Source organism: Mycobacterium barrassiae (assembly GCF_025822765.1).
Classification (GTDB): Bacteria; Actinomycetota; Actinomycetes; order Mycobacteriales; family Mycobacteriaceae; genus Mycobacterium; species Mycobacterium barrassiae.
Map to the genome: position 1 here is coordinate 28,745 of NZ_JACKUK010000043.1, position 20,806 is coordinate 49,550.

General features: G+C 66.8%; 21 protein-coding genes. 7 read left to right on the top strand and 14 right to left on the bottom strand.

Features of this window, described 5'->3' with window-relative positions; all coding sequences use genetic code 11:
• Window positions 1-9 precede the first annotated feature (9 nt).
• From H7J93_RS27280 to H7J93_RS27300, 5 genes are all read right to left on the bottom strand, one after another.
• A complete protein-coding gene (locus H7J93_RS27280) occupies window positions 10-1,935 on the bottom strand; it encodes a peptidoglycan D,D-transpeptidase FtsI family protein (RefSeq protein WP_267309411.1) in 1,926 nt (641 codons plus the stop codon).
• Window positions 1,932-2,921 carry a cell division protein FtsL gene (ftsL, locus tag H7J93_RS27285; RefSeq protein ID WP_267309412.1) on the bottom strand — a complete coding sequence of 330 codons (990 nt, stop codon included), beginning with the start codon at window positions 2,919-2,921 and terminating at the stop codon, window positions 1,932-1,934. Before ftsL ends, H7J93_RS27280 begins: the two co-directional genes overlap by 4 nt.
• Entirely contained in the window at window positions 2,918-4,093 is a 1,176-nt protein-coding gene (gene rsmH / locus H7J93_RS27290) for a 16S rRNA (cytosine(1402)-N(4))-methyltransferase RsmH (RefSeq protein WP_267309413.1), read from the bottom strand. The genes ftsL and rsmH overlap by 4 nt, the downstream gene beginning before the upstream one ends.
• Window positions 4,068-4,499, bottom strand: coding sequence for a division/cell wall cluster transcriptional repressor MraZ (gene mraZ / locus H7J93_RS27295; RefSeq protein ID WP_083152913.1), 432 nt, complete (start codon window positions 4,497-4,499; stop codon window positions 4,068-4,070). Before mraZ ends, rsmH begins: the two co-directional genes overlap by 26 nt.
• Before the next feature lie 376 nt (window positions 4,500-4,875).
• Window positions 4,876-5,283, bottom strand: a complete 408-nt coding sequence (locus tag H7J93_RS27300) for an SCO2097 family morphological protein (protein ID WP_267309414.1) — start codon at window positions 5,281-5,283, stop codon at window positions 4,876-4,878.
• A gap of 231 nt (window positions 5,284-5,514) precedes the next feature.
• Here H7J93_RS27300 and H7J93_RS27305 point away from each other — a divergent pair, with 231 nt between their 5' ends.
• The 4 genes from H7J93_RS27305 to H7J93_RS27320 all read left to right on the top strand — a co-directional run bounded on the left by H7J93_RS27305 (window position 5,515) and on the right by H7J93_RS27320 (window position 9,647).
• Entirely contained in the window at window positions 5,515-6,132 is a 618-nt protein-coding gene (locus tag H7J93_RS27305) for a GNAT family N-acetyltransferase (protein WP_267309415.1), read from the top strand.
• 76 nt (window positions 6,133-6,208) lie between these two features.
• Window positions 6,209-6,868 (top strand): LppM family (lipo)protein, encoded by a 660-nt coding sequence (locus H7J93_RS27310; RefSeq protein WP_267309416.1) that lies wholly within the window; start codon window positions 6,209-6,211, stop codon window positions 6,866-6,868.
• Between the two features lie 104 nt (window positions 6,869-6,972).
• Window positions 6,973-8,061 (top strand): bifunctional (2E,6E)-farnesyl/geranyl diphosphate synthase, encoded by a 1,089-nt coding sequence (idsA2, locus tag H7J93_RS27315; protein ID WP_267309417.1) that lies wholly within the window; start codon window positions 6,973-6,975, stop codon window positions 8,059-8,061.
• 44 nt (window positions 8,062-8,105) lie between these two features.
• Window positions 8,106-9,647, top strand: coding sequence for an alpha-(1->6)-mannopyranosyltransferase A (locus tag H7J93_RS27320; protein ID WP_267309418.1), 1,542 nt, complete (start codon window positions 8,106-8,108; stop codon window positions 9,645-9,647).
• Here H7J93_RS27320 and H7J93_RS27325 read toward each other — a convergent pair.
• A complete protein-coding gene (locus H7J93_RS27325; protein ID WP_083152919.1) occupies window positions 9,568-9,972 on the bottom strand; it encodes an Rv2175c family DNA-binding protein in 405 nt (134 codons plus the stop codon). The genes H7J93_RS27320 and H7J93_RS27325 overlap by 80 nt on opposite strands.
• Window positions 9,973-10,008: 36 nt before the next feature.
• Here H7J93_RS27325 and H7J93_RS27330 point away from each other — a divergent pair, with 36 nt between their 5' ends.
• Complete coding sequence (locus H7J93_RS27330) at window positions 10,009-11,190, top strand: protein kinase domain-containing protein (RefSeq protein ID WP_267309419.1); 1,182 nt, start codon at window positions 10,009-10,011, stop codon at window positions 11,188-11,190.
• Here H7J93_RS27330 and H7J93_RS27335 read toward each other — a convergent pair whose 3' ends face one another.
• From H7J93_RS27335 to H7J93_RS27345, 3 genes are read right to left on the bottom strand one after another with little or no spacing between them, the layout of a single operon-like run.
• On the bottom strand, window positions 11,191-12,579 hold the full coding sequence (locus tag H7J93_RS27335) for a class II 3-deoxy-7-phosphoheptulonate synthase (RefSeq protein ID WP_267309420.1): 1,389 nt from the start codon (window positions 12,577-12,579) through the stop codon (window positions 11,191-11,193).
• A gap of 45 nt (window positions 12,580-12,624) precedes the next feature.
• Complete coding sequence (locus H7J93_RS27340; protein WP_267309421.1) at window positions 12,625-13,122, bottom strand: polyadenylate-specific 3'-exoribonuclease AS; 498 nt, start codon at window positions 13,120-13,122, stop codon at window positions 12,625-12,627.
• Complete coding sequence (locus H7J93_RS27345; protein ID WP_276022521.1) at window positions 13,119-13,943, bottom strand: hypothetical protein; 825 nt, start codon at window positions 13,941-13,943, stop codon at window positions 13,119-13,121. The genes H7J93_RS27340 and H7J93_RS27345 overlap by 4 nt, the downstream gene beginning before the upstream one ends.
• A 129-nt stretch (window positions 13,944-14,072) precedes the next feature.
• Here H7J93_RS27345 and H7J93_RS27350 point away from each other — a divergent pair, with 129 nt between their 5' ends.
• Window positions 14,073-15,365 (top strand): glycosyltransferase 87 family protein, encoded by a 1,293-nt coding sequence (locus H7J93_RS27350; RefSeq protein ID WP_267309423.1) that lies wholly within the window; start codon window positions 14,073-14,075, stop codon window positions 15,363-15,365.
• On the opposite strand, the gene H7J93_RS27355 is transcribed toward H7J93_RS27350, so the two are convergent.
• The 5 genes from H7J93_RS27355 to H7J93_RS27375 all read right to left on the bottom strand — a co-directional run bounded on the left by H7J93_RS27355 (window position 15,362) and on the right by H7J93_RS27375 (window position 18,794).
• Window positions 15,362-16,087 carry a lysophospholipid acyltransferase family protein gene (locus H7J93_RS27355; protein ID WP_267309424.1) on the bottom strand — a complete coding sequence of 242 codons (726 nt, stop codon included), beginning with the start codon at window positions 16,085-16,087 and terminating at the stop codon, window positions 15,362-15,364. The two genes, H7J93_RS27350 and H7J93_RS27355, sit on opposite strands and share 4 nt — an antisense overlap.
• Window positions 16,088-16,189: 102 nt before the next feature.
• A complete protein-coding gene (locus tag H7J93_RS27360; RefSeq protein ID WP_267309425.1) occupies window positions 16,190-16,615 on the bottom strand; it encodes a hypothetical protein in 426 nt (141 codons plus the stop codon).
• Window positions 16,612-17,874 (bottom strand): ArsA family ATPase, encoded by a 1,263-nt coding sequence (locus H7J93_RS27365; protein ID WP_267309426.1) that lies wholly within the window; start codon window positions 17,872-17,874, stop codon window positions 16,612-16,614. Before H7J93_RS27365 ends, H7J93_RS27360 begins: the two co-directional genes overlap by 4 nt.
• 22 nt (window positions 17,875-17,896) lie before the next feature.
• A complete protein-coding gene (locus H7J93_RS27370; RefSeq protein WP_267309427.1) occupies window positions 17,897-18,337 on the bottom strand; it encodes an SRPBCC family protein in 441 nt (146 codons plus the stop codon).
• 67 nt (window positions 18,338-18,404) lie between these two features.
• Entirely contained in the window at window positions 18,405-18,794 is a 390-nt protein-coding gene (locus H7J93_RS27375) for a polyketide cyclase / dehydrase and lipid transport (protein WP_267309428.1), read from the bottom strand.
• Between the two features lie 84 nt (window positions 18,795-18,878).
• Here H7J93_RS27375 and H7J93_RS27380 point away from each other — a divergent pair, with 84 nt between their 5' ends.
• Window positions 18,879-20,687, top strand: coding sequence for an AMP-dependent synthetase/ligase (locus H7J93_RS27380; protein ID WP_276022523.1), 1,809 nt, complete (start codon window positions 18,879-18,881; stop codon window positions 20,685-20,687).
• Window positions 20,688-20,806: the final 119 nt, after the last annotated feature.

Here is a 20,806-nt window from a genome sequence, read left to right on the forward strand (position 1 = left end):
TTTCGCCTATCAGTCGGCCACAAGTGTCAGCCGCGGCCCCTCGGGTGACAGCGGCACGTTCTCGCGCTGGAGCAACCAGGATGCGATGTTGTGGAACAGCGGCGCCGCCGTCGTCCCGGGCTGACCGTCGGCTGTGCGGTGCGGGTTGTCCATCATCACGCCGACGACATAGCGCGGGTTGTCGGTCGTGGCGATGCCGGCGAAGGTGATCCAGTAGACGTCGCTGTAGTAGCAGCCGCACGCCGGGTTGATCTGCTGGGCGGTGCCGGTCTTGCCGGAGAGCTGATAGCCCTCGACGGCGCCCTGGGACCCGGTGCCCTGCTGCACACCGGTGGGGTCGCGCTGCAGCGTCGCCCGCAGCATCTGTCGAACGGTCCGCGCGGTCTCCGCCGACACCACCCGCACTCCTTCGGGCCGCGGTTCCTCCATCCGCGTGCCGTCGGGCGCGATGATGGCCTTGACGATCCGCGGCGGAATCCGCACGCCGTCGTTGGCGATGGTTTGGTACATGCCCGTCATCTGCAGCAGGGTCATCGAAAGGCCCTGTCCGATAGGCAAGTTGGAGAACGTGCTACCCGACCACTGGTCGATCGGCGGGACCAGGCCCGCGCTCTCGCCCGGCAGCCCGACGCCGGTGCGCTGGCCGAGCCCGAACTTCCGCACCATCTCTGCGAACTTCTGCGGACCGAGGCGCTGCGCCAGCATCAGCGTGCCGACGTTGGACGACTTCCCGAAGATGCCGGTCGTGGTATACGGCATGGTGCCGTGCTCCCAGGCGTCGCCGACGGTCACCCCGCCCATATGGATCGAGCCCGGTACCTGCAGGACCTCGTCGGGGTTCGACAGCCCGTACTCGATCACCGACGAGGCGGTGATGATCTTGTTGACCGAACCGGGTTCGAACGGCGATGACACCGCGGGGTTGCCCAGTTGGCGGTGTTCCTGCCTGCCGATGTCCTGGCTGGGATCGAAGGTGTTGTCGTTCGCCATCGCGAGCACCTCGCCGGTTTTCGCGTCGAGCACCACGGCTGACGCGTTCTTCGCACCGGAGAGATCCTTGGCCTGCTGAACCTGCTGCTGCACATAGAACTGGATGTCGTCGTCGAGGGTCAGCATCACCGTCGAGCCGTCCACCGCATCGTGGCGGTTGCGGTAACTGCCGGGAATGACAACACCGTCGGAGCCGCGGTCGTAGGTGACCGAACCGTCGGTGCCGGCCAGCACCGCGTCCATGGAGTCCTCCATGCCCAACAGACCGTGGCCGTCCCAGTCGATACCGCCGACGATGTTGGCCGCCAGCGATCCGCCCGGGTACTGACGCAGGTCCTGACGCTCCGAGCCGACCTCGGGGAACTTGGCGGTGATGGCGTCGGCGATGGCCGGGTCGACCGCACGGGCGAGATAGACGAACGTCTCGTTGCTCTTCAGCTTCTTGAGCACCGTCGCGGCGTTGGGCTTGTTGTTCAGCCGCAACGCGACCTCGGCGGCGATGTCGCGCATCCGCTGTTCCGGAGCCGGCGCTTCGGGTGTCTTCGCCCGCGCCTCTTCGAGCTGCTTGCGGATCTTGAGCGGTTGGAACGTCAACGCGCGGGCTTCGATGGTGAAGGCCAGCTTGTCGTTGTTGCGGTCGACGATGGCACCGCGTACCGCCTTGTCGACGTCGGTGACCTTGAGTTGGCTCGCCGCCTCGGCACGCAGCCCCTCGGCCCGCGGCACCTGAAGATTGAACAGCTGCCCCGCCGCGACGATCAGCACCAGGAAGATGACGGCATTACCGACCCGGTGCCGGAACACGAACGACGCACTGCGCAGGCCGGCGTCCGGCGCGGGCACGCGGGTGCGTCGCGAGCGCGCGGAGCGCTCCTGCGTCTTCACCACGGCACGCTCCTTCGGCTTGCCGCCGCCGCGTGCGGGATCCTTCTTGCCGCGGCTCATGCGGGCGCCCCCGGGACAGGCGCGGTGACCGGGCCTGGCGCCGGCGGCACGGTCAGCGGCTGCTGGAGCAATGGCGCCGACGGCGCTGCCGGAGACGCAGGCATCGGACCCAGCGCGGGCAGCGTCCCCGCCCCGTGGGGCACCTCGGCGCCCGGTGCGGCCGGGGCCGGGACCGCAGGCGTGACCGGCGCGGACAGACCCGTGCCGGCCGGCGGGCGAGCGGACGGCTGCTGCACACGCACGGGGAGCTCACGCGGATCCACGACTCGCGCGGCCGGGCCCGGCGTGGGAGTGGGGGCGGGAGCGGCCGGCGTCTCGTCGGGTAGCGGGGTGTTGAGTGGCGGCGGCGGAACGCCTTCAGCGGGTTTGGGGGTGCCGACGACGACCCAGTTGCCTGCAGGATCCTGCACGAGGTGCGCGGTGTCGCGGGACGGGATCATTCCGAGACCACGCGCCGCCTCGGCCAAGGCGGGCGCGGCCTGCGCCTCGAGGACGTCACGCTCCAGCGCTTCCTTCTGTTGCAGCAGAGCCTGATTCGTCTCACGGGCGGAGCCCAGCTGATAGGACCGCGACGCGGCGTCGGTCGACAGCCACAGCGTCGTGCCCAGGCCGACGCCCAGCGATCCGATGACCAGGACGACGAACGGCACCTTGGCGACCAGGGTGCGGGGGTTCAGATCGATCGAGGCCAGCTTGAGGATGATCCGTTCGCGTAACGGAGGCCGGATGACCTTGGGTGCCTTCGCTTTCCGCGCCTTGGCGCGTGCCTTGGCCTGACCGGCGTTCTTCGGCCGGCCGGGGGCACCCTTGGGCCGTGAAATCGGGTTGGTCTTCGGCGCTGACCGCGCCGGCCGCTGCTCGCGGGCGGGCTTGCGGCGCGACGGCGCCTCCGGGGCCCGTCGACCGTTTCGGGGATTGCGCCGACGCTCGTCGTTCCCGCGCGCCGGTGCCGAGCGCTTGACCTTCTTGGGCTGCTTCGCCTTCATCGAGATCCCCCAACTTTCTCCAGTGCCCGCAGCCGCACCGACGCGCTACGTGGGTTCAATGCGATCTCCTCGGCTCCCGCGCGCTCCGCGCCGCGGGTCAAGGCGACGAACTCCGGTTCGTGACCGGGCAGTTCAACCGGAAGACCCGGCGGCGTCCTGGATGCGGTGGCCGCCGCGAATTGGTTCTTCACGATGCGGTCCTCCAGGGATTGATAGGCCATCACCACGATTCGACCGCCGGGAGCCAGCGCGTCGAGCGCCGCGGGCAGCGCGTTGCGTAGCGAGTCGAGTTCGCCGTTGACGGCGATACGCAGTGCCTGGAAAGTCCGCTTCGCCGGATGTCCGCCGGTGCGGCGGGCGGGGGCCGGAATCGCTTGGTACAACAGCTCAACCAGTTCGCCGGTGGTCGCGAACGGCCGAGCGGCACGACGCCGCGCGATCTGCGCGGCGATACGGCTGGCGAACCGCTCCTCACCGAATTCGCGCAAGATCCGGGTCAGTGTCCGTTCGTCGTAGGTGTTGACGACCTCGGCGGCGGTCAGTGGCGCATCGGGGTCCATCCTCATGTCGAGCGGGGCGTCCGACGCGTAGGAGAAGCCGCGCTCGGTGCGGTCCAGTTGCATCGACGACACCCCGAGGTCGAACAGGATTCCGTCGACGACGGGGGCACTGCCCACCCAGTAACCGGATTGCTCGAGCGCTCCTGCGATCCCGTCGTAGCGGGTGCGCACCAGCAGGATCCGGTCGCCGAATTCGGCCAACCGCTCGCCGGCGATCCACAGCGCGTTGGGATCGCGATCCAGGCCGATCAACCGCAGCGCGGGGAACTCGGTGAGGAATCGTTCCGCGTGGCCGCCCGCACCGAGCGTGGCGTCAACGAGCACCGCGCCGCTGCCGTCGGGGGCGTTGCGGGTCAGCGCCGGGGCCAGCAGTTCGACGCAGCGGTCGAGCAGGACGGGGATGTGTCCGTGATCGGCGGAGTCTTCAGGTTCGTCGGGCATCGCTGTGCCTCCGTGTAAGCCTCCGGTGAGGGCCTCTGCATCGAGGTCCCTGCCCGAGAGCACGGACCTGGCGTCGGGGAAGTACGCCAGGGCCGGTTCGGGCAGAGGCCACGGTGCAAGGGCAACGTGCCGGCTGGCCGGGGCATCAGATGATGTCGTGCAGAGCTTCATCTGTGGCCGCGGAGAAGTTCTCTTCGTGGGACTGCTGGTATTCCTGCCACGCAGCCGAATCCCAGATCTCGAGGTAGTCGACCGAGCCGATCACCACGCAGTCCTTGGAGAGGTTGGCGTAGCGGCGATGATCGGCCGACAACGTGATCCGGCCTTGTGAGTCGGGGTGCTGTTCATCGGTGGCCGCGGCGAGATTTCGCAGGAAGGCCCGGGCTTCCGGATTGCTCCGGGACGCCTGCGATGCCCGTCGTGCCAGCTTTTCGAACTCCGCACGCGGATAGACGGCAAGGCTGTGATCTTGGCTTTTGGTGACCATCAACCCTCCTGCCAGCGCGTCGCGGAATTTGGCGGGCAGTGTGAGCCGCCCCTTGTCGTCGAGTTTCGGCGTGTAGGTGCCGAGAAACATCCCGCCACCTCCCGATACTCCGGAGTCCCGGTTACTCCGTTGCCGCCACTTTACCCCACAATCCCCCACTTTGCTCCAAATATGCAGGCGAGTTGTGCTGAACTCCCCACTTTGCACCCGCGATCAGTTACGTCCGCACTTTCGAGGTGGAATCAACCACCCTCCGACCCGGCAAAAGCCCAGGTGGGCGTACCGAATGCCGCAGACCGCCTGCAGTGGGGCGTGGTGGGGGAAATCTCTAGGCCGCGGGCACCCACGTGTGCGAGATCAGGGCAGCGCGGTGGTCCTGTTCTGCCCCGACCGTCCCCAAACTCCCCCACTGAATAGCAAAAACAGGGGCGACCCGAGATGGGCTGCCCCTGTTTGTCGTTCGGTGTTACTCGTCGAAGCGGCGGCGGAAGCGGTCTTCCATGCGGCTGGTGAACGAGCCGCCGGAGCCCTTGGCCCGCTTCTGCCGCTGCTGTCCGACCTCGTCGGTGGCCAACCGGCCCGGACCACCGGGCACGCGCGGACCCGTGATCGCGAAGACCACGCCGCCGAACATCACGATGAAGCCGATGACGGAAAGGATCGCGAAGTCACCGATTCGGGTCGCCGGGATCGCGATGCCGGCCACCAGCATCGCCAGCCCGATCACGAAAAGCGCTGCACCCTGCAGTCGACGCCGGGTGGAAGGTGTCCGCAGCGTGCCCCCACGAACACTCGAAGCGAACTTCGGGTCCTCGGCATAGAGCGCGCTCTCGATCTGATCGAGCATGCGCTGCTCATGATCGGAGAGTGGCATTCGTCCCTCCCTCGGGGCCCTGGAGCCGATGCGACCGGTCTCAATCGTTCAAACTGATGTCCGCCCGCATGGACGGCCACCTAACAGTCATGATACGAGGTCAATCTGAGCCGTACCACCTAGTTCGACGCCCGATTGTATGACGTACACCGCCACTGGCGAGCACCACCACGCTCCACTCGATAATGGGGTGAAGGTGATCGCAGGACGCTGTTCAGGGACAGGAGCAAGTTGGCGACATTTCTGATCGGTCTGTCGCCGAGCGACATGCAACGCCGGCTCGGTGAAGCGCTCTCCGTCTACGTCGACGCCATGCGCTATCCGCGCGGTACGGAAGACCAGCGCGCATCGATGTGGCTGGAGCACACGCAGCGGGGCGGGTGGAAGGCGGTTGCCGCCCTCGAAGTCCCGGAAGTACGAGATCAGGGCGGATCCGACCCGTCACCGCCATCCGATGTCGAGCTCGCCTCGGCGCCTCTGCTCGGTATCGCCTACGGCTACTGCGGCGCCCCCGACCAGTGGTGGCAGCAGCAGGTGGTCGCTGGCCTGCACCGGGTGGGCACCGACTCCGCCCGCATCGCGGAGCTGATGAACAGCTATTTCGAGCTGACCGAACTGCACATCCACCCCCGCGCTCAGGGCCGCGGCCTCGGCGAGGCGCTGGCCCGACGGCTGCTCGCGGACCGTCGCGAATCGCATGTGCTGCTGTCGACCCCCGAGATCAACGGCGAGGCCAACCGTGCCTGGCGGCTGTACCGGCGCCTCGGCTTTGCCGACATCATCCGTGGCTACCACTTCGCGGGTGACCCACGAGCCTTTGCCATCCTGGGTCGCAGACTGCCCCTTTGAAGCCTCTTCGAGCATCCGCGTCTGGCACGATGACCGTGTGTTCGCTGTGTCCGCTCACCAGCCGCGCAACCATGGCATGAAAAGGTTGCTCGCCGTTGTCCTGCTGATCCTGGTCGTGGCACCGACAGTCGTCGGTTGCGTACGGGTCCGCACGTCGATCACGGTGTCGCCGGACGACAGGGTCTCGGGCCAGATCATCGCGGCGGCCAAACCGCGCAACCCGGACGACAAGGGCCCGCAGCTGCTCAACAATCTGACCTTCGCCAACAAGGTCGCCGTCTCGGAATACAGCCGCGACGACTATGTCGGGTCCCAGGCGGTGTTCTCCGACCTCACCTTCGCCGAACTCCCCCAGCTGGCCAACATGAACCGGGACGCCGCCGGGGTGGACATCTCCCTGCGACGGGCCGGCGACCTGGTGATACTCGAGGGCCGCGTCGACCTGACCTCGCTGAGTGATCCCGAAGCCGACGTGACGCTGTCGGTGTCGTTCCCCGGAGAGGTCACCTCGACCAACGGCGACCAGGTGTCCGCAGAGATCGTCGAGTGGCGGCTACGGCCGGGCGTGGTCAGCACCATGAACGCCCAGGCCCGCTACACCGACCCCAGCGCCCGCTCCTTCACCGGTGCGGCGATATGGCTCGCCATCGGGTCGTTCATCGTGGCAGCGATCATCGGCGGGCTGGCCTACTACACCCGCGACCAATCCCCCCGCGTCGGCGAACCCCAAGGCTGAATGCGGAAAAGGCGGCACTCTGACTTGCTAAACCGCCAGTCGCAGGCTCTACTCTGAAGGCACTCGGGGCGAATAGTGCACAACGAAAGGGGCGCCCGCTGACCGTGTACGGAGCGGCACCGTCAGCCGTCGAGTTGACCAAAGCCGTCACCGAGCAACTGCGCGACTATCTCGCCGAACGCCGCAGCGCGTGCGCCTACATGGGCACCGAGTACGGCGAACTGACCGCCGCCCTGGAGGAGTTCGTCCTGCGCGGGGGCAAGCGGGTGCGGCCCGCGTTCGCGTACTGGGGCTGGCGGGCAGTGGTCGACAAGCCCAGCGAGCAGGCCGAACAGCAGGCGATACGGCTGTTCTCCGCGCTCGAGTTGCTGCATGCCTGCGCCCTCGTGCACGACGACGTCATCGATGCCTCCGCCACCCGGCGCGGGCTGCCCACGGTGCATCGACTGTTCACCGAGAAGCACCGCAGCAACGCCTGGCACGGAAATTCCGACCAGTTCGGGATTTCGGCGGCGATCCTGCTCGGTGATCTCGCACTCGTATGGGCCGACGACGTCGTGGCGACAGTCGATCTGCCGATCGACGCGCACCGCCGGGTGCGTTCGATCTGGAGCGCCATCCGCACCGAGGTGCTCGGCGGCCAATACCTCGACATCGCCGCCGAGGCCAGCGGCGCCGAATCGGTCGCCTCGGCCATGACCGTCAACCTCTACAAGACCGCGTCCTACACCATCACGCGTCCGCTGCAACTGGGTGCCGCCGCCGCTGCGGACCGACCGGACGTGCAGGCCACCTTCAACGAGGTCGGCAACAACCTGGGTGTCGCGTTCCAGCTCCGCGACGACGTCCTCGGCGTGTTCGGCGACCCCGCGGTCACCGGCAAGCCGTCGGGTGACGACCTGCGTTCGGGTAAACGGACCGTGCTGCTGGCCGAGGCGGTCGAACTGGCCGAGAAGCACGATCCGATGGGCGCCAAGCTGCTTCGCACATCCATCGGCACCGAACTGTCCGACGCACAGGTGAAAGACCTGTGTCTGGTCATCGAATCCGTCGGGGCACTGGCGGCCGTCGAAGACCGGATCGATACGTTGACCCACACCGCGCTCGCGCTCCTCAACGCGGCCGCCATCGACCCGCAGGCCAAGATCGGCCTCTCCGAACTCGCCAGATTGGCCGCCAACCGGTCCGCCTGAGCATGACAACCTCGTCACCGGCGGCGCCGTCGAAGAAACCGGCCATGGCGCAACACATTTCACGGTTCGCTACCTTCGCAACGTCTCCGGAGGCGAAACCGGCCCGCATCGGCGCCCTCGGCGCCGTCCTGATCGCGGCAGGTGGGCTGGGCGCCGGGAGCACCCGCTTGCACGATCCGCTTCTCGAGTCGTTGCACCTGTCATGGCTGCGGTTCGGACACGGTCTGGTGCTGTCGTCGGTGCTGCTGTGGGTCGGTGTGGCGCTGATGCTCGTGGCCTGGCTGCGGTTGGGCCGCAGCGTGATCGACCGCACCGCGACCGAATACACCATGCTCGCGACCACCGCGTTCTGGCTCGCGCCGCTTCTGTTGAGCGTCCCGGTGTTCAGCCGCGACACCTACTCGTACCTCGCGCAGGGCGCACTGCTGCGCGACGGCTTCGACCCGTATGTCGTGGGACCCATCGACAACCCGAACTCGCTGCTGGACAACGTGAGTCCCATCTGGACCACCACCACCGCGCCGTACGGGCCCGCCTTCATCCTGGTGGCGAAGTTCGTGACCATGCTGGTCGGCGACGACGTCGTGGCCGGCACGATGCTGTTGCGGCTGTGCATGCTGCCCGGTTTGGCGTTGTTGATCTGGGCGGCGCCGCGGGTGGCCCGCCACGTCGGCGCCAACGGCGCTGCGGCCCTGTGGATATGCGTGCTGAACCCGCTCGTGATCATCCATCTGATGGGTGGCGTGCACAACGAAATGTTGATGGTCGGGCTGATGATGGCCGCGATCGCGCTGACCTTCAGCGGCCACCATGTCTGGGGCGTCAGCCTGATCGCCGTCGCGGTCGCGGTGAAAGCGACGGCGGGTCTTGCGCTTCCGTTCATGGTGTGGGTGTGGACCCGCGATCTGCGGCAGCGGCGCGGTTATGGGCCGGCCAAGGCCTTCACCGCGGCGACGGCGGCCTCGATACTCATCTTCGTCGCGGTGTTCGCGGTGCTGTCGCTGGCCGCCGGGGTGGGCCTGGGGTGGCTGACGGCGCTCGCCGGTTCGGTGAAGATCATCAACTGGCTGACACTGCCGACGGCCGCGGCCAACCTGGTCAACGTCGTCGGCGGCATCTTCCTGCCGGTGAACTTCTACGCCGTCCTCGACGTCACCCGGATCACCGGCATCGCCATCATCGCCATCTCACTCCCGTTGTTGTGGTGGCGGTTTCGCCACACCGACCGGGAGGCGCTCGTCGGCATCGCCCTGGTGATGGCCGTCGTGGTGCTGTTCGTTCCCGCCGCGCTGCCCTGGTACTACACGTGGCCGCTGGCGGTCGTTGCGGCGCTGGCGCAGAGCAGACAATCGATCGCGATCATCGCGGGCCTGTCCACCTGGATCACGGTGATCTGGAAACCCGACGGCGCGCATGGCATGTACTCCTGGACGCACGTGCTGCTGGCCACCGCATGCGCCGTCGGCGCCTGGTACTGGCTCTACAACGCCCCCGACCGCGATGCGGTCAGTACGCCATCGCCTGGGCCCGACGAACCACCTCACGGGCCTGATGCGAGTGCAACGCATCAACCGGCCGGGCATTAGCCTGCTTGTCCGTCGCCCCGTCGCGGGTGATGGTCAGCGAGGGATCCGGCGTGAACAGCCAGCGCACGATCTCGGTGTCGCGGTAGCCCCCGTCGCGTAGCACGACAAGCAGGCCGTGGAGGCTCTTCACCACATGGCCGGTGTCGTCGAAGAAGATCTTCGGCACCACCACCGAGCCGTTGCGCCGGACACCGATCAGATGGCCTTCCCGAAGTTGGTGGTGCACCTTGGTCACCGGGACGCCCAGCAGATCGGCGACGGCGGGCAGGTCGTAGACGGCCTCGCCGGGGTCAAGAACATCGTCGGCGGCCGGAATGCTGCTCACGCCATCGAGTCTAGGTGTCTCGGACCGACTCGTAACATGTCTTTGATGGAGACCTACCAGCAGTCGGGACCGCTCGACGGGACTGTGCTGGACGGTCGGTATCGCGTCGACACCATGATCGCCACCGGCGGGACGAGCACCGTGTACCGCGGGCTCGACCTTCGCCTGGATCGGCCGGTGGCGCTGAAGGTCATGGAATCCCGTTATGCGGGCGACGAACAGTTCCTCACCCGGTTTCAGCGTGAGGCGCGCGCGGTGGCGCGGCTGTCCGATTCCGGTCTGGTCGCCGTCTACGACCAGGGCATCGACGGCAGGCATCCGTTCCTCGTGATGGAGCTCATCGAGGGCGGCACCTTGCGGGAGCTGTTGCGTGAACGCGGTCCGATGCCGCCGCACGCCGCAGCGGCGGTACTGGCACCCGTGCTCAGCGCACTCGCCGTCGCGCACGCGGCCGGACTGGTGCACCGCGACATCAAGCCGGAGAACGTGTTGATCTCCGACACCGGTGACGTGAAGATCGCCGACTTCGGACTGGTCCGCGCGATCGCCGAGGCCAAGATCACGTCCAGCAGCGTCATTCTCGGCACCGCGGCATATCTGTCGCCCGAACAGGTCAGCACCGGTGACGCCGACCCGCGCAGCGACGTGTACGCGATGGGCATCCTGACCTACGAGCTGCTCACCGGCACCACCCCGTTCACCGGTGACAGCACATTGGCGGTGGCGTACCAACGGCTGGATCACGACGTCCCCGCACCCGGCACGGTGATCGCCGGTGTGCCAAGACAATTCGACCAACTGGTGCTGCACGCGACCGATCGTGATCCGGCGGGACGGTATGCGGACGCCCGCGACATGGCCGACGATCTCGCGGTCATCGTCGACGAACTCGGGCTGCCCCCTTTCCGTGTCCCGGCCCCGAGCAACTCGGCGCAGCACGCCGCGGCGCTCACCGCCGCGACCGCCGCCCGCAAGCCCGCACACCAGGTTCCACCCCAGCACACGCGCGAACTCACCCGCGACGGCATCCCCCCGCAAGAACCCGAATACGAGCCGGTATCAAGGCAATTCGCCGGCGTGGATCTCGAGGAGTTCTACTGGGCGCGCCAGCGGTCGAAGCGGGCGCTGATGTTCTGGGTGATCGCCGTCATCACGCTGACGGGCCTGGTCGCCGCCGGCGCGTGGACGCTCGGCGGCAACATCAGCGCGCTTCTCTAGTCAGCCCCGCAGCATCTCGGCGACAAGGAAGGCCAACTCCAGCGACTGCTGGGTGTTCAAGCGTGGGTCGCACGTGGTTTCGTAGCGGCCGGCCAGATCCGAGTCCGAGATGTCCTGTGCGCCGCCGAGGCACTCGGTGACGTCCTCGCCGGTGATCTCGACGTGGATGCCGCCGGGATGGGTGCCGAGAGCGCGGTGCACCTCGAAGAACCCCTGCACCTCGTCGACGACCCGGTCGAAGTGGCGGGTCTTGTACCCCGTCGACGACTCGTGGGTGTTGCCGTGCATCGGATCGCACTGCCAGATCACCTGGTGTCCGGTGGCCTGCACCTTCTCGATGATCGGCGGCAACAGGTCGCGAATCTTGTTGTTGCCGAAGCGGGTCACCAGTGTCAGCCGGCCCGGGTCGTTGTGCGGGTCGAGACGCTCGACGTATTCGACGGCGAGCTCCGGCGTCATCGTCGGCCCGAGCTTGACTCCGATCGGGTTGGCGATGACCTCGGCGAACGCGATGTGCGCGCCGTCGAGCTGGCGGGTGCGCTCGCCGATCCACACGTAGTGCGCGGACTGGTCGAAGAGCGCTTGTTCACCGGCGTCATTCTCGGCCAGCCGCAGCATCGCGCGCTCGTAGTCGAGCACCAGAGCCTCGTGCGAGGCGTAGATCTCGGCGGTCCGCAGGTTGGGGTCGTTGACGCCGCAGGCGTTCATGAAGCTCAGCCCGCGGTCGATCTCCCCCGCGAGGGCCTCGTACCGGGCGCCCGCGGGTGATGTCCGCACGAACTCGCGGTTCCAGTCGTGCACCAGGTCCAGTGACGCGAGACCGCCCGAGGTGAGGGCGCGGGTCAGGTTCATGGCGGCGCTGGCGTTGGCGTAGGCGCGCACCAACCGCGACGGATCGTGCTCGCGCGCCGCGGCGTCGGGGGCGAAACCGTTGATCATGTCGCCGCGGTAGGACTTCAGTCCCAGCGCGTCGGTGTCCGAGGAGCGCGGCTTGGCGTACTGCCCGGCGATCCGGGCGACCTTGATCACCGGCATGCTCGCGCCGTAGGTCAGCACCACAGCCATCTGCAGCAGGGTCCGGATGTTGCCCCGGATGTGCGGTTCGGTGTTGTCGGCAAACGTCTCGGCGCAGTCGCCGCCCTGGAGCAGGAAGGCCCGCCCGCGCGCGACATCGCCCAGCAGGCTCTTGAGCCGTTCGATCTCCGAGGGCACGGTGATGGGCGGAACGCTTTCCAGCACGGTCCGCATGGCCTTGGCCTGATCGGCGTCCCAGCTGGGCTGTTGCGCTGCCGGCTTGGCGAGTGCGGAGTCCAGGCGATGCCGCAACTCATCGGGCAGCGGCGGCAGCGCAGGCAGCTGGTCGATGGGTACGTCTACAGTCCAGTTCACCCGTCAATGGTAACTGGGCGGCGACAGCGGATTTTACCCGCGCATTTACGCCTGTGCTGGCACTTCGCCGGCGGTCATCAACCGGAAGCGCAGCAGATTGTGGCGGGCGTCGACGAGGGCGTCGTGGGCGTCGCGCGGTCGCGGCGGCATCCGGGGCGATCCGCGTTCCTCCCAGAACTGGCGTAGCTCGCGGGTGAACCGCGGGATCGCAGGCGGCAGGTCGGTCATCGGGCCCCACAACTGACACAGCACCACGTGGTCGTAGGCCCCGACCCAGGCCCACAGTTCGATCGGCTCGTCACCGTCGATGCCGAAGAAGTCCTCCAGGTCCGAGCGGATCTGGCGTCGCGAACGCCACAGCTGCGAGGACGGCGACGGCAGTTTGGGCAGTACGTGTTTGCGCACCCAACTGCCCGCCCGATCGGGATTGAATTCCGTTGAAATAGCGTAATATTCGCGCCCGTCCTCGGCGGCGACGCCTATTGAGATCAGCTCGATCGTCCGACCGTTGTCGATGAACTCGGTGTCGTAGAAGTACCTCACACCTCGACCGCCGTTCGCCGCGGCGCCGGAGCGGCGGCATGGATCTCGCGGTCGAGTTCCTGATCGACTTCAGAATCGTCGGGGAACTGCGGTTCACCCGCGATGACGTGCTGCAGCCAGAGCTTGGCCTGCACTATCGGTCGCCGCAATATGCGCTCTCGGATCAGCGCGCGGCGCATCTTGCGAGGCTTGTCGCCGTAGCGCCAGCGGGCCCACGGCGCGTGCGGACGGGACAGCCGGATGGCCCCGACGAACAGCAGTGGAGTGATGAACATGCCAATCAACCCGGTCCACACCTTGCCTTTGAGAAGCACGACAACCGCAAGGAGCAGCGTCAGTACCGCCATGACGATGACGCTGGCCCTGGCCTCGATCGAGTGATCCTCCTGCCAGATGCCGATGTCGAAGAACGACAGCGGGTTGAAGCCGAGGATCAGCAGACCGGCGACCGCGATGGCGACGAACACCGCATCTACCGAAGTTCGCCCGTCCTCGGCCCAGTAAACGTCCTGCAAATGCAGGATCAGCGCGAACTCGTCCAGGACGAGCGCTGCCCCGATACCGAAAAAGGTTGCCGCGACCGTGAATTCGGGTACTCCCCCGTCGACACTCAATGTCACCATCGAGACCCCGGAGATCATGACCAAGATCACGCCGATCACCACGTGGTGGATGTGCAGCCCGTTGCCTGCGGAAATGTTGCGCGGCTGCCACCACTTGCGCGGCGCGTCGGAGTCGGCGTGGCTGCGGATATATCGGACGATGGTACGTGTGACAAAGAACGTCACGATGAACGCGACCAGGCAGAACAGCAGCGGCATGCGGCCATGTGGGATGCCCAGGTTCAGATCGAAGCTCTCGCGCACGGTCGAAAACTTACGCCGACCTGCGGGTGTCACGCCCGGGATACCCGCCGACGCGCCGATGAGCACCGATAGTCTGGTCGCGAAATGAGTATTCGGCGGTCGCCCGGGGGGCCTGAACGGGCACGAACGCTCGTCTGGCGGCTGTTTCAGCTGCTCACCGCGGCGGCGTTGGGCTGGGCGGGCTGGCGGCTGCTCGGCCACGTCCCGTACCGCATCGACATCGACGTCTACCGGATGGGTGGCCAGGCCTGGCTCGACGGGCGTCCGCTGTATGCCGACGGCGTCATGTTCGCGACCCGCGGCGGGCTGGATCTGCCCTTCACGTACCCGCCGCTGGCCGCCGTTGCGTTCGCACCCTTCGCGCTGTTCTCGCTGGACGTCGCCAGCATCGCCATCACCTCGAGCACCCTGATCCTGCTGATCGTCGCCACGACCATCGTGTTGACCCGGCTGGACGTGTGGCCGGATCCCGCAGGGGGCAGGAGCCCCGTGACAGGCGAGCCTGCCTGGCTGCGCCGCGTGTGGCTGGCCGCGGCGATCGTGGCGCCCGCAGTCATCTACCTGGAGCCGATCCGATCGAACTTCGACTTCGGGCAGATCAATGTCGTGTTGATGACGCTGGTCATCGCCGACTGCGTACCGCGTAAGACGCCCTGGCCGCGGGGAATGCTGCTGGGCCTGGCGATCGCGCTGAAACTCACGCCGGCGGTCTTCCTGCTGTACTTCCTGCTCCGACGCGATACCCGTGCGCTGATCGTCGCCGTGGCCTCGGCGCTCGTCGCCACCCTGGCTGGGTTCGCGTTCGCGTGGCGCGATTCGATCGAGTACTGGACCGAGACGGTCCGCAACACCGACCGCATCGGCACCGCGACGCTGAACACCAACCAGAACATCGCGGGCGCGCTGGCCCGGCTCGGCCTCGGCGAGGGCATCCGGTTCGTGCTGTGGACGGTCGCCTGCTTCGCGGTGCTGGCGTTGACGGTCTGGGCCGCACGCCGGGTGTTGAAGGCCGAGCAGCCGGTGGTCGCCCTGATCTGCGTGGCGATGTTCGGCCTCGTGGTGTCGCCGGTGTCGTGGTCGCATCACTGGGTATGGGTGCTGCCCGCCGTTCTGGTGATCAGCATCGTGGCCTACCGAACGCGGCACGTGGGTCTGGCGGTCGTGTCGCTGGTGGGCATCGCGCTGATGATCTGGACGCCAATCCAGCTGATGCCCGAACACCAGGAAACCTCGGCGTCGCTGTGGCGCCAGCTGGCAGGCGGGTCCTACGTGTGGTGGGCGATCGCCGTGATCGCCGTCGCCGGCACCGTGACACTGCGTCCAGCGGCCCGCAACGACACCGTGGTCGCCGAGACGCGCGTCCCCGCCGTCAGTTAACCGGCGGCGACTTCAGGCATCCGAGCCGACGGCTTGGCCGTCGCGTCCACCTTGCCCTCTTTGACATCGGCGGCGTACAGATCGACGTATTCCTGCCCGGACAGCCGCATCAGCTCGTACATGACCTCGTCGATCACCGCGCGTTCGATGAACCTGTTGCCAGCGAGGCCCTCGAACCGGCTGAAATCCATGGGCTTACCGAACTTCACCGCCACGCGGCCGAATCGCAGCCCCTTCTTACCCGGCGGGTTGACGACGTTGGTTCCGATCATCGCGACCGGAATCACCGGAACGCCTGTTTCGAGCGCGAGCCGCGCCAGACCTGTCTTGCCCTTGTAGAGCCGTCCGTCGGGTGATCGGGTGCCCTCGGGGTACATCCCGAGCAGCTTGCCCTGCCCGAGAATGCGGGCTGCGGTGTTCAACGCGTCCTGGGCCGAGTCGGCGTCGGTGCGATCGATCGGTACCTGGCCGACGGCGGTGTAGAACCACGCGAGAAAACGGCCCTTGATGCCTGTGCCCGTGAAGTACTCCGACTTCGCCAGGAACGTGATCCGTCGCTTCACCACAAGGGGAAGAAAGAAGCTGTCCATCACCGCGAGGTGGTTACTGGCCAAGATCATCGGTCCGGACGCTGGAATGTATTCCAGCCCTTCTGTTCTCGGTCTACCTATGACGGCCAGCAGGGGACCCATCAAGATGTACTTGAACAGCCAATACCACATGGGCCCTCCTGATGATCGAACACACCGCGGTGTTCTGCGACAACTGTACCCACGCACCCCGATTGCGACCACAGCGAAGCACGGCGTGCAGAGATTATCCGGCTACTCCTCCACGGTGACCGGAATGTGCTGATATCGGCCCGGTCCAGGTGGCGGACCCTCCGGTGGAGGGCCGCCTCCGTTGGGTGGTGAGGATGGCGGACCGTCGGGCGGAGCCCCACCGCCGTCGGGCGGGGGCGGCGGCCCGTCGGCCGCCCCAATGTTTTCGGCGTCGTCGAGCATTGCCCTGATCAGCGCGAGCAGCGCCACGCTGTGATCAGCGACGACCGTCAGCAGCGGGTGATGCTCACCGGTCGCCAGCGCTGCCAGCGCGCACACCGGGCACCACACCTGCTGACACTTGCCTGGGCTGGCAGCATCTGACGACGCGCGCGCCGCAGCCAGCCGCACCAGCGGGTCGATCTGGTCCAAGATCGTCTGCGCCAACTGCCGCAACTCGGGACTGATGTCGGGGTGCTCGCCACTCACTTCGGCCACACCTCCGGATTTGGTCGGAACCGTACTGTCAGCTCGCTGCCTCGCAGCTGCGCATCCATCACTATGCAGCGACGCAGGACGGAAGCCAGCCGGACACGGCGCCGCATCCCACCGGCACCGATGATCAAGTCATCGTCGACCCGCCCCAGCGAGAGGGCGGAGGAGTCGACCTGCGGCAACTCTAGCCGCAACCGGTAGACGGCTTCGAGCCCGGATCCGGATTCCCTGTCGACGATCGGTTTCAGCGGGCCGGGAGGCGGTGCGCCATCGCGCCTGCGCGCCGCGTCGAGCAGCTCACCGAGTGCCTTGGCGCCGATCGGTTCGCCCGCGAGGTGCGGGACGAGCACCAGCTGCACATCGCCGATCATGGTGTCGAGTTCATCGAGCACAGTCTGCTGTTCCGAGATCCGCTCGGCGTACCAGTCGAACGCCGGATGGTCGGGCAGGTTCCGGTACTCGTACGAATCGTCCTGCACCAGAATCTGGTTCACGATCAACTCGTCGACGCGAACCCCCATCAGCGCGAGTGAACCCAGTGTGCGCGCCGCCTCGGCGGCGACCACCCGCTCCGCGGTCATCACCAGATGCGCGCTCAGGACCGACCCGTCGGTGAGTAGCTCGCTCAGTCGCTCCGTGCCCGCGGCGATGCGTTCGACGAGCCCGACGACCGCGGCCGACCGCGCATCGTCGATGCCAGACAACCTGCGATGCCGTGGCCACGCCCGCTCCAGATAGAGCGCGAACGTCGCGGGCAGCGTCAGCATCCGCAACGCGTCGGCGGTGGAGGCGCAGTCGACGACGACGTGGTCCCACTCGCCGGACACGGCGAGCTCACCCACCTCGTGCAGGCCGAGCACCTCCTGAATTCCGGGTAACGCCGAAAGTTCCTCGGGGGCAACGTTTCCCACATCGGATTCGGGAAACTTGCCGGCGAGCAGACCGGAGATGTCGCACCAATGAGTCTCCAGCAGTGCCAACGTGTCCAGCGCCAGCGCATCGAGGAATCCGCCACCGTCGTCCCGCCCACTCTCGAGGTGGGCGAACACCCGGGTGGGTGCACGCTGGCCGGTGGGGGTGATCGGTGTGCCGAGCACGTCCCCGATCGAGTGCGCCTGGTCCGTCGACACCAGCAGCACGCGCATGCCCGCGCGCGCGTCGCGTACGGCGGTGGCCGTCGCCAACGTCGACTTCCCGACGCCGCCCTTGCCGACGAAAAGACTGATCCGGGCCGTCGACGGACCCGGATTCACACCGCGCGGGGGTGGCGGAAGATCACTCAGCCTCTGCTCGTTTCTTGAGGTCTTTCAACGCGGTATCGGTGAGGCGCCGTTCAGCCTTGCGCTTCAGCAGTCCGATCATCGGGATGATCAGGTCGACTGACAGTTCATAGGTGACATCGGTTCCAGAACCCTTGGGCGTCAACCGATATGCGCCATTCAACGACTTCAGCAGCGAGCTGGACACCAGCGTCCACTCCACCGATCCGCGGTCGACCTGATCCCAGTCGTATTCGAGCACCATGGTGTCCTTGAGCACGGCGGCATCCAGCACGAGGCGTGCGGTCTTCGGGTAGCCGTCCGGGCCCGCTTCGAGGACCTCACAGTCGTGATACTCGTTCACCCACTCCGGATAGGACGCGATGTCGGCGATGACATCCATGACCTTCGAAGGTTCGGCATCGATGTAGATGGTCTGCGCCGTCTTGTCCGCCACTGCCTCTTTCCCGTCTGTCTGCCGATGGCAGAAAATCTACCCCCCTGCGCTGCCTTCGACCGAAGTCTCAGGCCAGCCGCGACACGCCGACCGGACGCGTCGCCTCCAGGCGCTGCTTGATCTCGAACGCCATATCTTTGCCCGCGACCCGGCGCCGATGGTTCATTTTGGCGAGGTTCATCTTGGCCAGTTGCCAGGCCGCCACACCCGAGGGCTCGGCGTGCAGGAAATAGTGCAGGATCACCCCGTCGAGGACGGGTTCCAGCCAGACCTCCATCGTTCCGGTGAGCGCACCGTTCACCGTCCACCGGTGCCCGACCTGACCGCGGTCCTCGACCACCGTCAACCGCAGATCCGGCCACCAGCGCCGCCAGCTGGCCGGGTCGGCGACTGCCATCCCGACCTCGACGGGATCGGCGGCGATGAACGTCTCGTCCGCGATCTGGATGCTGTTCATGGCCACCAGCTTCACATATGCCCCGGCCAGCGCCCAAGGTGGCCGACTAGGCTGGTGACCGGCAACGTCGCTAGTCGAGAGGCCATGATCGTGCGCGAGTTCAGTGTCCCCGCCTCATTCACCGTGGGTGAGCACGACAACGTCGTCAGCTCTGTGTTCAGCCATGAGCGCGACGATCCCGACCATGTGATCTTCCAGCGCCTCGTCGACGGTGTCTGGACGGACGTCACGTGCAAGGAAACCGCCGAGCAGGTCCGGGCGACGGCACTCGGGCTGATCGCCGAGGGTGTGGCGCCCGGCGATCGCGTCGCCATCCTGTCGGCCACCCGCTACGAATGGCCGATCCTGGACTTCGCCATCCTGGCCGCGGGCGCCGTCACGGTGCCGATCTACGAGACCAGTTCCGCCGAACAGGTGAAGTTCGTGCTGGAGAACTCCGAGGCCGTGCTGATCATCGCGGAGTCCGACGCGCATGCCGACAAGGTCGAACAGTTCAAGGACCAGCTGCCCGCGCTGCGCAAGGTGCTGCGGATCGACGGGTCGGGCACACCGGCGCTGGATGCGCTCGCCGAAGCGGGTAAGTCGGTGGACGCCAAACAACTCGACGACCGGCTGGCCGGCGTGAAGTCCGCCGATCCGGCGACCCTGATCTACACATCGGGCACCACGGGCCGGCCCAAGGGCTGCCAGCTCACCCATTCCAACCTGCTCTACGAGATCCGCGGCGCCAAGGCCTGCTTCCCGACGCATCTGGCCAAGGGCGAACGGATGCTGGTGTTTCTGCCGCTCGCGCATGTGCTGGCCCGCGCGATCACCGTCGCGGCGTTCACCAGCAAGGTGACGCTCGGGTTCACCAGCGACATCAAGAACCTGGTTCCCACCTTCGCCGTCTTCAAGCCGACGTTGGTGGTGTCGGTGCCGCGGGTGTTCGAGAAGGTGTACAACACCGCCGAGCAGAACGCCGAAAACAGCGGCAAGGGCAAGATTTTCGCGGCCGCCGCAGAGACCGCGATCGAATGGAGCAAGGCCCAGGACACCGGCGGCCCCGGGCTGCTGCTCAAGCTGAAGCACGCGGTGTTCGACAAGCTGGTCTACGGCAAGCTGCGGGCGGCGCTCGGCGGCAACTGCCACGCCGCGATCTCCGGCGGCGCCCCGCTGGGAGCACGGCTCGGCCACTTCTACCGCGGCGTCGGGCTGTCCATCTACGAGGGCTACGGACTCACCGAGACCAGCGCGGCGATCACCGTGAACCGGATCGGTGAGCTTCGCGTCGGCTCGGTGGGCAAGCTCCTGCCCGGCAACAGCATGAAGCTGGGCGAGGACGGCGAGCTAATGGTCAAGGGCGGCGTCGTGTTCAGCGGCTACTGGCGCAACGAAGCCGAGACCGACGCGGTGTTCTCCGACGGCTGGTTTCACACCGGTGATCTGGGTGCCATCGACGCTGACGGGTTCCTGACCATCATCGGCCGCAAGAAGGAGATCATCGTGACCGCGGGCGGCAAGAACGTCGCTCCCGCGGTCCTCGAAGACCGCCTGCGCTCCCACGCGTTGATCAGCCAGGCGATGGTGGTGGGCGACGCGAAACCGTTTATCGCAGCACTGATCACGATCGACCCCGAGGCGTTCGAGGGTTGGAAGGAACGCAATCACAAGAATTCCGGGGCGTCGGTCGGCGATCTCACCACCGATCCCGACCTCGTCGCCGAGATCGATCTGGCGGTCAAGGAGGCCAACGAGGCGGTGTCCAAGGCCGAGGCGATCCGCAAGTTCCGCATCCTGTCGGTCGATTTCACCGAGGCGACGGGCGAGCTCACCCCGACCTTGAAGGTCAAGCGCAAGGTGGTGGCCGAGAAGTTCGCCGCCGACATCGAAGGGCTCTACCAGAAGGACTAGCCTCGATCTTTCGTGAGTGAGTCGATTATGGTGGGTTTGTTCGGCGCGTAATGCACGGAAGTGCCTGTCCAGCAAGGGAAAATGGGCTTGTCGAAGGTCCATTTGCCCAAGTAGCTGAA